Origin of the sequence: Chryseobacterium sp. ERMR1:04 (assembly GCF_001297705.1) — a bacterium.
In the GTDB taxonomy this organism is placed as follows: Bacteria; Bacteroidota; Bacteroidia; order Flavobacteriales; family Weeksellaceae; genus Chryseobacterium.
Map to the genome: position 1 here is coordinate 1,472,096 of NZ_LIRF01000003.1, position 12,020 is coordinate 1,484,115.

The following is a 12,020-nucleotide window of genomic DNA, read 5'->3' on the forward strand; positions in this document are numbered from 1 at the left end:
TCGAAAATCACAAAAATGAATAAATATTTATTATTAGCAGCCTTTATGATAAGCGGCACAGCATTCTGCCAAATAGGAATCAATACACAAAATCCTAAAACGACATTGGATGTGCATGCTAAAAGAGAAACTTCGGGTAGCATTACAGATCCTAATCAATTCAATGGTATACAGCCACCCCGCCTTACAAGAGAGGAACTTACCACAAATACAGCAATCTACAGTGGAGATCAAAAAGGAGTATTAATTTATATTACAAATACTTCAGGAGGAAATAGTTTAGGCCAACGAATTAAAATAGACGCTACAGGTTATTACTATTTTGATGGTACCATCTGGCAAAAATTAAGTTCACGAAACACCACTGTTAATCAATACACTATTGGTACTATAAAATCCTCCGTGAGAGCTACCGATCATAACGGATGGTATCTTATGGACGGAAGATCTATTTCTACTTTAGCAGCCAATGCACAAACAGCTTCCATAACCCTAGGCATTACAGCAAATATACCTAATGCAACAGACCGGGTATTGAAATCTAAATCGGAAACAGAAACTTTCGGAACTACAGGAGGCAGTAATAGTCTTACCATCGCCCAAGACAACCTTCCATCTTTTACGATGAACGGAAATATTGTCAGCGGAATTACCAATTCTGCAGGAGCGCATGATCATGCTCCTAATGTTGGGAACAGCCTTTTAACAACCAGTTCCGGACAGCCATTTGCACCTCAATATACCGCTGGTGGTGGTGCATGGGGAAGTACAGGTACGGGGGGCACCGCTGCTTCTGGAGCCCATACTCATACCGTTTCAGCAACAGCAGAAGCAATTGATTTAGGAGGAAGTGGCAATATGCTAAACAACCGATCTGCCTATTTGGTAGTGAATACATTCATATATCTTGGAGAATAAGCTTTGGGAATTAGTTCTCTATTGTAATCTAAAATCTTGCTTAAAGCATAAAAATACAACAACAATCCCCAATAGAAATTTCTCTGGGGATTGTAAAATTATTACGAATTATTTTTCCTGTTCAGAATTCTAAATTTCAATGTTGCAGAAGGATTTTCGATGATAAACCGATAAAAAAGTCCACCGCCAATACATCCGAGCAGACAGAGAAAAAGACTCAGATCTCCGGAGGGCTCTATCTTGAAATGACTTAAACCACTCTGAATTATATGAATAATTCCTTTATGGGAAAGATAGATCGCATAAGATAAACCTGCCAGCTGCGTGGTTATATATAATTTCGTTCTGCTGAGAAATGAGGTCTTTGAAATGGCAGACATTACAATAAATCCGTAGCTTATTGCCACAAACGTAAAACCAAAAACAGATGCTTCTCTTGAAGTCTGCTCTCTGCAGATCCAAAATGAAAGACTTAACAATATTACTCCTATGATAAAAAGTATATTCCCGTTGTTATGAACTGTTCTATTAAACTTTGATGAATACTGTAATAAGTAGCCTATAAAAACTCCCACCGCCAAACCATCCAACCGTGTATGGGTCGGATAATATATTTTCATATACCACAGCCTCCAGAAATCATCGGTTCCTATGCTCGATTCAATATCACCTTGCCATGCAATACATCTCATTATTATTGAAAACAAGATGAGCAGCACCATGAAAAAAGGCAAATAATTGAACATTTTTGTTTTTACGGCAAGCAATAACAGTAAAGGAAGAACCAGATAAAACTGCTCTTCAATACATAAAGACCATGCATGAGAAAATGTTCCCCGATTGATAACATCAAGCCCATAATTCTGCGTAAAAGTGAGAAATTTCCATAAAGAAGAAAGCGCTTCTCTTTCTCTAAAAAAGGGAAAACAAAAATACAATAAGACCGTAAAAAAATACGGTGGCATAATCCTGAAAATACGTTTAGTAAAGAATATTCTCAAATTAAAGTCTCCGCTTTTATTCAGTTCTTTAAACAGTTGGCTTGAGATCAAAAAACCACTTAATACAAAAAACAGATCAACTCCCGTCCAACCAAACTGCCCGATGGTATCAATCCACTCCGGATGTTTGAAGGCACGATAATGATATAACAAAACCAATAGTATGGCTAAAGTTCTTAGATGATCAAGCCCATACAACCTGTCTCTAGATGTGTCTTCACGCATTTTTTTTAATGGCAAATATGATGTATTGTGTCTGTTAATTTCAGTATTATATGTTGACAACATCCTTTTGAGTGTGAACGATACATTGGGCTTTATACACTTCAAACCATGTTGTTCGTCACCCATTTAATCCGTTTGAATGAATATCCCCTCTCCTATTTTAGGAATTCATAATTTTGAAGGTTATGAAAATTGAATTAGACAATAATATCAAGCAAAATATTTTTTTCCAGCTGGTTTTTTGGCCTGCCTTATTTCTATTTGCTATCGTAAGAGATTATGGTGACTATGAACCTTCGGAATTTATGGACGTTGTTATTTATAATTTCTGCCATTGGATTTTTCAGATTTTCAGCGCCAACTTTATCTATTATATTCTGTTCAGAAGATTTTTTGATCAAAAAAAATACATCAGATTTTCAGTCTGCCTTCTATTCAGTCTTTATATTATTTCTGTGATCAACAGGATTTTTATTGTGTACGCGGCAGAACCTTTTTTTATTAATTTACCTCAAGACAGTTTTACCAGCATCTTTACAGATATCAATTATCTTTTGGCTCATTATACTTTTCCCATTATCAGCAGTACATTTATTTTCATATCCATCATGTTTTTTGTACGGTATAAAGATGAAAAACAACAAACGATGAGGTTGCTTAAAGAAAAAACAGAACTAGAATTACAATCTCTGAAATCTCAACTCAATCCTCATTTTCTTTTTAATACACTGAATAATATCTATTCTTTATCCTTAAGCAATTCTGAAAAAACCTCAGAATCAATAAGCCGTTTATCTGATATTCTGGACTACATTTTATACAAAGGGCAAAAAAGATGGGTTCCGATATCTGATGAACTTACTATTATTGATGATTATATTGCCCTTGAAAGCCTACGCTACAATGAAAGACTGAAAGTTAGTAGAAATATAGAACTCAATTTTTCGAATACAATTCCTCCTCTGTTATATCTTACATTGGTTGAGAATGCCTTTAAACATGGTGCCGGAAAAACAGCCTATGAAGTGCAAATAAAAATTGAGGTAAAAACCAACAGAGAATTCTCTTTTTTCAGAATTGAAAACACATGCGAAACTCCACGTCATAAAGACAATAAAGGGATAGGCATACAAAATATAGAGCGACAGCTCCGTCATCATTACCATGATAATTTTTCGTTTCTTATTTCCCAGGAAAATAATACTTTTATTGTTGAAATAAATACGCCTGCAGCATATGATTAATTGTATTATCGTAGAAGACGAACCATTAGCCGTAACATTGCTGGAAAACCACATTTCTAAGTTTGAGACAACATTAAAAGTAGTAGGGAAAGCAGCCAATGCTATGGAAGCCTATCATCTGCTTCAGACCAAAAATGTAGATTTAATGTTTCTGGATATTCAAATGCCTCATCTCAACGGAATTGATTTTCTTAAGTCTTTACATCATAAACCCAATACTATTTTCACCACCGCCTACCGTGATTTTGCGATAGAAGGTTTCGAACTGGAGGCCGTAGATTATCTTCTAAAACCTATCACTTTTAATCGTTTTTTTAAAGCTATAGAACGTGTACTGAGGAATACAAATATCAATTCGGTGAATGATTTTATTATAATTAAAACAGAAGGAATGCACCGTAAGCTTTTGCTCTCAGAAATTATATATTTTGAGAGTCAGGGAAATGACATTAAGATTGTTTTAGTCAACAGTGAATCTCTTATTTCAAAAAGCAAAATAACAGAACTGGAATCCCTGTTATCTACCAAAGGTTTTATAAGAATCCATCGGTCATTTATGATCAATTCTCATTACATTACCGCTTTCAATAACAATGAAGTAATGCTCGGTTCTCATCACATTTCTGTAGGGAGAAGCTTCAAAAGTGAATTTGATTCTTTTATAAAAGGAGTTTCCAATCGTTCTATTAATCGTTAAGGGTTTCATCTTCAAAGCTTATATTAAGTTTCAATTAAGATTACAAGTCTTACACCACTCAATGAAAGATTGGCGATGTTTTTGCTTAGAGCTGAAGTATTATTTTTTCCAAAATAAGGAGATCTCTAATCTTAAAATAACTTCAGTATATGCTTGTAAAAAAATCCTTTAGTATAAAAGACATATGGCAGTTTGCAGGTCACCACTTCTGGTGGTTGATTACTTATATGATCATCATTTCCGTAGCGTACAAAGTACTAGGTTGGCATTGGATCGCTATTCCCTGGTTGCCGATATCACTGGTGGGTACTGCCCTAGCTTTCTACATCGGTTTCAAAAATAATCAATCTTATGATAGGGTTTGGGAAGCTCGTAAAATATGGGGAGCAATTGTTAACAGCAGCAGAAGCTGGGGAGTAATGGTTAATTCATTTGTCACCAACAATTCCAATACACAGTATACCCGTCAAGAGCTTGCAGACATTAAACAACGATTGATCTACCGCCATATCGCCTGGCTCTATATTTTACGGGAGCAGCTATTGGTCCCTACACAATGGGAACATGTAAGCCTAAAATGGGTGCATGGTAAAATGGCTCTAAAACGTCAGGAATTAAGTGGTATAGGTTTATTTAAAGATTATTTAAACGAAAAGCAACAGGAAAGCTATTTTTCCACTGAAGCAGATTGGCAGTCTGCAGCCAATAAAGCCACACAAATTATCAACCTGCAGGCTCAAGATTTAGCAAAACTTGAAGAAAGAGAAATTCTTCATATGCGAAGACAGCTTGATCTGCAGCAGATCTTAAATCATTTTTACGACCATCAGGGAAGAGCTGAGCGTATCAAAAAATTTCCTTTACCCCGTCAGTACGCCAGCCTGAGCTTTATTTTTAACTGCATCTTTATTTTTCTTTTGCCTTTAGGTATCGTGGCCGAGTTTGCAAAATTGGGGGATGCCGGTGTCTGGTTGATGATTCCATTTGGCACAATCGTAGGATGGATTTATGTTGTCATGGAATTAATTGGTGATTATTCTGAAAATCCATTTGAAGGACTGGGAACAGATATCCCGATGCTTTCTATTTGTCGCACTATAGAAATTGATTTACTACAGATACTCGGAGAAACAGACCTTCCTAAACCAATACAGCCTGTACATGATATCCTTATGTAAAACTTTATAAAAACAGTACTACTAACCTCTATTATAAGCAAATGTCCATTCACAATCAACACGAATGAAATTTATATAATTTTAACTAACTTAGCTACCTTAATTCTTAAATAACACACAGATGAAAAAAAACTTTATGTACAAAATCCCTCTTCGCCACAAGCCACAATCACTCATTCTTACATCCTTAATTCAAATCGTTTAACATAATTCTTAATTCAGAATTGATATATCTCTACGATCTTAAAAGCAGAATTAACATTTATTTTAAATTAGCATGGTTTTTCTGGTAAAAAATAACTTAGCAACTGTCTCTTAATAAATTACACGCCACATGAATTTATTGTAACGCAGCCATTTTTTTAGCAGGAACAACACCAAAAACCTTTATATTAGACTCATTAATAACGGATTAATAACAATAATCACGCTTCAATGAAATGCATACCATTTATTGCCTATTAATCATTGATATTAAAAAAAAATGCTACTTTTGCTCAAGGAATAAAAATTGTTTTTTAGCGTTTTTATTAGTAATTTAGATATACCAAATTATAAAACATTAAAAATCATCACATGAAAAAAATAATTCTACTATTGACTTGCATGTTCGGGATTTCGGTTTTTTCACAGATTAAGGTCTTGAAAAACGAAACTTTAGTGGAAATTGGTAAGGATAATTCCGTTGGTTTATATAAAAAAGATGATAAATTCACGATCAACTATCAGGATCTTAATACCGCTAATCTAAATACTTTCAGGTCTTTTTCATTTCAAAATATGAATAAAGATGTGGAAGGATTGTATAAAATGATTACGGACGGATTTATAGATTCTCCTGAAGGAAATATTGTCTTGGAACTTCCTAATGATATCATTGAACTTCATTATGAGAAAAACTACGGCCAACCCACTGTTCAGTTTATTCAATACATCAACAAGAACAAAAAGTACGTTGGAAAATCGCAGTTTCTGAATAAAAAACAAGTGGATAAAGTTTTTGGAAGAACAAATGGTAAGTCTTCATTATATGATAGACCAGGAATGAAAACAAATGCAACTCAGACAACGGCTGCCACAACCAATACTATGAGTACCGCAATACCATTAAATGATACGCCTACCAAAACAGCAACTTCTTCTTCGCAAAAAAACAAGAAATATAAAAAATAAATAATCTTTATAAAACATAATTAAACTCATTCTTCCCGGATGAGTTTTTTATTTCTATTTTTGTAAAAACATTGTTTTATATTATGTCACTTCAAATAACCAATCTGACCAAAAAATTTGGTGAACAAACCGCATTGAATGCCCTTAATATTTCAATTGATAAAAATGAGATCATAGGTCTTCTAGGTCCGAATGGAGCCGGAAAATCTACCCTAATGAAATCTATTGTAGGAGCATTGAAAATAGATGAAGGTGAGATAATTTTTAATGGAAAAAACATTTCCGAACATGAGATTGAAAGTAAGAAAAACATTGGTTTCTTGCCTGAAAACAATCCTTTGTATATGGAAATGTATGTAAAAGAATACTTGCAGTTTGTTGCAAACATTCATAAAATCTCTGAAAAAAGAGTGAACGAAGTGATTGAATTAGTGGGAATTACTCCTGAAAAATCTAAGAAAATCAGTCAGCTTTCTAAAGGGTACAAACAAAGAGTTGGTTTGGCACAGGCCATTATTCATCAGCCGGATCTTTTAATTTTAGACGAACCTACTAATGGATTAGATCCTAACCAGATTATCGAAATCAGAAATGTGATCAAAGAAATCGGAAGAGAAAAAACAGTTTTGCTTTCTACCCACATCATGCAGGAAGTTGAGGCGCTTTGTTCTCGTGTAATTCTTATTCATAAAGGGAATATCCTTCAAGATTGTCCGATTGATGAATTTAAAGGTAAATTTGAAAGTCTGGAAGAGGCTTTTGCGAGCTATACTCAAACGGAAGCAGTAAGCATCACCGAATAATATAATCTTCATATAAAGTCCTACTATTTGTAGGATTTTTTTGTTTGAATAATTCTTTCTGTTTAAATAAACCTATCCATTTTTCATCACCCTGAAAATTTGAAATTTGGCATTAAATTTGAGAATAACCAAAATACATAAAACTCATTACAATGATTAAAAAAATCTTTCTCGGAGCATTTTGTATCGCTCAGTTTTCATTAGCCTACGCTACAGAAGTTAAAAACGAATCACCAACATTATCTACGGTTTCTACTCCTTACCAAAAGGTACCTAAAACCGTAATTATTAAAACAAGCAAGTTCAAGATCAGAATAGACTTACAGCCTAATGGGCAATATCTTTATCAGTCTTGGGGAGTCAATTCAAAGATCACTTCAAAACCAAGCATGATCATTCCGAATGGAGAGCTAATTCCTGACGGCAATGGAGGAAATTATTATTATGAATTCAACAATAATGGCTTTACCTATCAAATATGGAGAAATTACCTGACAGACTCTGCTTCCAAAGCACCTTACACGTTGGTTGTAATTGATTCAAACGGTAAAACAATCGTTAATCAGGACGGTCGAGTTGTAAAAAATTAAGCATAAAAAATCCCACTTTTACGGTGGGATTTTCTTTTTATTTATGTTCCTGATGGTTTTAATTCTGTGAAAAATCCACTTTCATCAAAACTATCTTTTGCAGCGTTGTATCCTATATTAAAAATTTCTTCCAAACGGTCTTTCTTACGTTCAAAGGCTCCATAGCTTGAAAGATCTTGTGAGGTGATAAACCAGTCGCAATATCCAAACTTTACTTTTTCAACTCTGTAAGAAAGGAGATCATAAGAACGGGAAACAATGGCTTTTATCGTTTTTAAATCATGAATATTAATATCATGTGGTGGAGAAACAAATACCCCGATCAATTGATCACATTCATCTCGGATAACATCTGCCGGAAAGTTATTTAAAACCCCTCCGTCACAATACATCTCATCTCCTAAAATATAAGGGGTTGTCACTCCCGGAATAGAGCATGAAGCAATCACAGCATCTGTTACTCTAAAGCTTTCATCAAATATTTTCTGAGTTCCGGAAACCAATTCTGTTGCTACAATTTTCACTTCTTTATCCAAATCACCAATTTTCATATCATGAAAAATAGGTTTTAAATAATTATTGAAGATAACCGAAGAAACCAATCCCGGCTGATTGAAGGTAAAATGTTTCCAGTTAAAGAAATAAACCGACTGAAAAAAATCTAGAATCTCCTCAGGTGTTCTTCCCACTGCATGCAGACAACCCACAAGAGATCCTGCGCTACAGCATGATAAAACATCGATATCGATATTTTTTTCTTTCAAGAATTTTAAAACTCCTGCATGGGCAATACCCTTTGTTCCGCCTCCGGATAGAACCAATCCTGTTTTTTCAAAATTCATAGAATAAATTTAAGAAAACAGAGTGAGAAAATGAGATTAATTTTCCTAAACATGTGAATTTTAAAATTATTTTAATAATTCTTTCATGAATCTTAAAATCGATCATTACTTCACAAAGAAAACACAGACGAATCTTTGCTTTCTTTACATTTATTTTTTATCGTATAGTTTAAGGATGTTTAATATGTCTTTATCTTCAATTACAACATCTACTAAAGCTGATAAATCAGGATAGCTATTTAATTTTTCTTTGAGCTGAGTAACAGAACCTCGCATCTTTAAATGCATTTCAATTACACTTTTATCTTTACGGAATAGTATATAATCGGTATCGTTTGTTTCATAGGTATAAATAGGTCCCGAATAAGAGCTTTTTCTATACCAAGCCGTTTTCTTTCCATTATACATGATCTGAAGTAGCCCAATGTCTTTAGAAAAAATAGATTTCCCATTTAAGAATTTCCTTTTAACTTTTTTGAGATCAGTAACCTCCATATACCGAACATCATCTTCGTTGACTTTTACTTTTTTACCTGACGGATCCAACACTGTCATTTGCTTAATATAGGTTGCGGGAGAAAACTCTTCGTTTGTATAAAATCCAATATTCAGCACCTTTGTCTTTATGGTGTCTTTGGAACTTTTTAATACATACTTTATGGGAAAATAGATCTCTTGAGATTTATCTTTCTGTTGGGAAAAAAGAAAGTGAATAGAAACAAGAGCCAAAAATAAAATACTTTTTTTCATAGGGGTATCATTTATAAGAAAAGCCCAGAACGAATCTGGGCTTTAAATATAGTGTAAATAATTTATCGTTATTTAGAAGCCATATTAAATATGAATCACCTCACCGTAAGCAGCAGCAGCAGCTTCCATGATCGCCTCAGAAACTGTTGGGTGTGGGTGGATAGACTTAATGATCTCATGACCTGTAGTTTCTAGTTTTCTAGCAACAACAGCTTCAGCAACCATATCAGTTACGCCTTCACCAATCATGTGGCAACCTAACCATTCTCCATATTTAGCATCGAAAATAACTTTGATGAAACCATCTGTATTTCCGTTTGCAGTAGCTTTTCCACTTGCAGAAAGAGGGAATTTACCTACTTTAATTTCATATCCTTTTTCTTTAGCCTGCTTTTCTGTAAGACCTACAGAAGCAACTTCAGGGTGACAGTAAGTACATCCAGGGATATTGCCATAGTCGATTTTCTCAACGTGCATTCCTTTGATCTTCTCAACACAAGTGATTCCTTCAGCAGAAGCAACGTGAGCAAGAGCCTGCGTTGGGATAATATCTCCGATTGCATAGTAACCCGGTACAGAAGTTTCGTACCATTCGTTTACCAATACTCTTCCTTTATCTGTTTGGATACCCACTTCTTCAAGACCAATGTTCTCGATGTTTGCAGCAATACCCACAGCAGATAATAAGATATCAGCTTCTAAAGTGATGGTTCCTGTAGCTGTTTTCACAGTCGCTTTCACTCCTTCTCCGCTTGTATCAACGCTTTCTACAGAAGCATTTGTCATAATTTCGATACCTGTCTTTTTCAAAGATTTCTCCAAGTGTTTAGAGATGTCTTCATCTTCTACAGGAACGATGTTTGGCATAAATTCAACAACAGTAACTTTCGTACCCATTGTATTATAGAAATCAGCAAACTCAACCCCAATTGCTCCAGAACCTACAACAATCATAGATTTTGGCTGCTCAGGAAGAGATAATGCCTGTCTGTATCCAATTACTTTTTTACCGTCTTGAGGTAAGTTTGGCAATTCTCTTGAACGTGCTCCTGTTGCAATAATGATATTACTTCCCGCATATTCAGTTACTTTACCGTCTTTATCTGTAACAGAAACTTTTTTATCTTTTAAAACTTTAGCAGTTCCTAAAATAACATCGATCTTGTTCTTTTTCATTAAGAACTCAATACCTTTGCTCATTTTACTCGCAACGCCACGGCTTCTTTGAATAACATTCGGGAACTCAAAACTTGGTTCCACTTTATTCAAACCATAATCTTCCGCGTGGTTGATGTAATGAAAAACCTGAGCAGATTTCAACAAAGCTTTCGTTGGAATACATCCCCAGTTAAGGCAAATTCCTCCTAAATTTTCTTTCTCGATAATTGCAGTTTTGAAACCCAATTGTGCTGCTCTAATAGCTGTAACATATCCACCAGGACCACTTCCGATGACAATAATATCGTAGTTCATTAGCTTAAAAATTTTAATGCGAATTTAAGGAAAAATATTGGATGTATCATGTTTCTTGAAATTCATGAGTCATTGCATAATAAAGCATGCTTTCACTACATTTTTAACAAAAAAAGAGAACACAAAATGCATTCTCTCTAATTAAAAACTGTTTTATTTAATAAAATTCATAAAATAAAATTATTGAATAAGTCTATTTAAATTCCAATTATTTGAACTAAAATTTATTTTCTGATAAAGTGCTACTACAAAGTTTTATTAAATCATCCATTAAATTTTATCTTTTTCTCTTTTTAAAAGCTGTTTTTGGCTTTCATACTTTTTCTTTAAAGCTTCTTTATTGGCTTTCTTTTGGTTTTTTCCAAGAACTTTATCATTCTCAATGAGTTTTTTTTCTTTTTCGTATCTCTTATCCAGCTCATCGATTTTGTTATCCACTAATCTCTTTCTTCCCTCTTTAGAATTTCCGTATTTATTTTTATATGCAGCATCATATGCTTTGTTTTCATGATCTTGTTTTAAAGCAAACTGTTTTTTTAATCTCGCTTTTTCAGGACCGGATAACTTTGGATCTTCATTTATTTTTCGATATTGCTCAGCATAAACCTTATTAATTTGATCCTGAGTTTTTTGAGCAGAAACAGTAGCGAATAAGCCTAGACAAAACAGGCTTGCCATTAAAAATTTGTTCCTAATATTCATATTATATGATATTACATTTTTTTCAATAATTTTTTTTGACTTTGATATTTTTCATTCAATGCCTTAAGCTGATCTCTTTTCATCTTCTTGGTAGCCAATGGATGATTTAAAATCAATTTCTTTTCCTGATTATATCTTTTATCTAGCTCTTTCGATTTAATATTTACGAGTTCACTTTTTGAAGGATGAGGAGGTGGTGTAGGATGTTTTTGTGCTGAAACATTCGTTGCTAATCCTACTAATAAAATGGTTGATATTAAAAACTTTTTCATACTATTTGATTTTAAGAATGATTTTAACTTATTAATCACTAAAGATTAAATTCATTCAGGTTCATCATGAATATTACATATATCATACCATAATTTTATATTATTCTTAAAAAGCGATCTTTTTTATCGTAATTTATTCAACCTCAACATGA

The 12,020-nt window shown here is 33.8% G+C and carries 13 protein-coding genes; 7 read left to right on the plus strand and 6 right to left on the minus strand.

Features of this window, described 5'->3' with window-relative positions:
• The first annotated feature begins 15 nt into the window (after positions 1-15).
• Positions 16-918 carry a hypothetical protein gene (locus AMQ68_RS06680; RefSeq protein WP_123905628.1) on the plus strand — a complete coding sequence of 301 codons (903 nt, stop codon included), beginning with the start codon at positions 16-18 and terminating at the stop codon, positions 916-918.
• A gap of 101 nt (positions 919-1,019) precedes the next feature.
• Here the strand turns inward: AMQ68_RS06680 and AMQ68_RS06685 are convergent, their stop codons facing one another.
• The gene (locus AMQ68_RS06685; protein ID WP_054509792.1) at positions 1,020-2,144 is read right to left on the minus strand and encodes an acyltransferase; all 1,125 of its coding nucleotides are present in this window, start codon (positions 2,142-2,144) and stop codon (positions 1,020-1,022) included.
• A gap of 185 nt (positions 2,145-2,329) precedes the next feature.
• On the opposite strand from AMQ68_RS06685, the gene AMQ68_RS06690 reads away from it, so the two are divergent.
• From AMQ68_RS06690 to AMQ68_RS06715, 6 genes are all read left to right on the plus strand, one after another.
• A complete protein-coding gene (locus AMQ68_RS06690; RefSeq protein WP_054509793.1) occupies positions 2,330-3,388 on the plus strand; it encodes a sensor histidine kinase in 1,059 nt (352 codons plus the stop codon).
• Positions 3,381-4,085: a LytTR family DNA-binding domain-containing protein gene (locus AMQ68_RS06695; RefSeq protein ID WP_054509794.1), complete on the plus strand. Its 705-nt coding sequence runs from the start codon at positions 3,381-3,383 to the stop codon at positions 4,083-4,085. Before AMQ68_RS06690 ends, AMQ68_RS06695 begins: the two co-directional genes overlap by 8 nt.
• 149 nt (positions 4,086-4,234) lie before the next feature.
• On the plus strand, positions 4,235-5,263 hold the full coding sequence (locus tag AMQ68_RS06700) for a bestrophin family protein (RefSeq protein WP_054509795.1): 1,029 nt from the start codon (positions 4,235-4,237) through the stop codon (positions 5,261-5,263).
• Positions 5,264-5,839: 576 nt separating this feature from the next.
• Positions 5,840-6,436, plus strand: a complete 597-nt coding sequence (locus AMQ68_RS06705) for a hypothetical protein (protein WP_054509796.1) — start codon at positions 5,840-5,842, stop codon at positions 6,434-6,436.
• 83 nt (positions 6,437-6,519) lie between these two features.
• Positions 6,520-7,239, plus strand: coding sequence for an ABC transporter ATP-binding protein (locus AMQ68_RS06710; protein WP_054509797.1), 720 nt, complete (start codon positions 6,520-6,522; stop codon positions 7,237-7,239).
• Positions 7,240-7,391: 152 nt separating this feature from the next.
• The gene (locus tag AMQ68_RS06715; RefSeq protein WP_054509798.1) at positions 7,392-7,829 is read left to right on the plus strand and encodes a hypothetical protein; all 438 of its coding nucleotides are present in this window, start codon (positions 7,392-7,394) and stop codon (positions 7,827-7,829) included.
• A gap of 41 nt (positions 7,830-7,870) precedes the next feature.
• Here the strand turns inward: AMQ68_RS06715 and AMQ68_RS06720 are convergent, their stop codons facing one another.
• The 5 genes from AMQ68_RS06720 to AMQ68_RS06740 all read right to left on the minus strand — a co-directional run bounded on the left by AMQ68_RS06720 (position 7,871) and on the right by AMQ68_RS06740 (position 11,868).
• Positions 7,871-8,671: a patatin-like phospholipase family protein gene (locus tag AMQ68_RS06720; protein ID WP_054509799.1), complete on the minus strand. Its 801-nt coding sequence runs from the start codon at positions 8,669-8,671 to the stop codon at positions 7,871-7,873.
• 150 nt (positions 8,672-8,821) lie between these two features.
• Positions 8,822-9,421 carry a hypothetical protein gene (locus tag AMQ68_RS06725; RefSeq protein WP_054509800.1) on the minus strand — a complete coding sequence of 200 codons (600 nt, stop codon included), beginning with the start codon at positions 9,419-9,421 and terminating at the stop codon, positions 8,822-8,824.
• 84 nt (positions 9,422-9,505) lie between these two features.
• A complete protein-coding gene (gene lpdA / locus AMQ68_RS06730; protein ID WP_054509801.1) occupies positions 9,506-10,894 on the minus strand; it encodes a dihydrolipoyl dehydrogenase in 1,389 nt (462 codons plus the stop codon).
• A 270-nt stretch (positions 10,895-11,164) separates the two neighbouring features.
• A complete protein-coding gene (locus AMQ68_RS06735; protein WP_123905629.1) occupies positions 11,165-11,596 on the minus strand; it encodes a hypothetical protein in 432 nt (143 codons plus the stop codon).
• Positions 11,597-11,607: 11 nt separating this feature from the next.
• Entirely contained in the window at positions 11,608-11,868 is a 261-nt protein-coding gene (locus tag AMQ68_RS06740; protein WP_054509803.1) for a hypothetical protein, read from the minus strand.
• Positions 11,869-12,020: the final 152 nt, after the last annotated feature.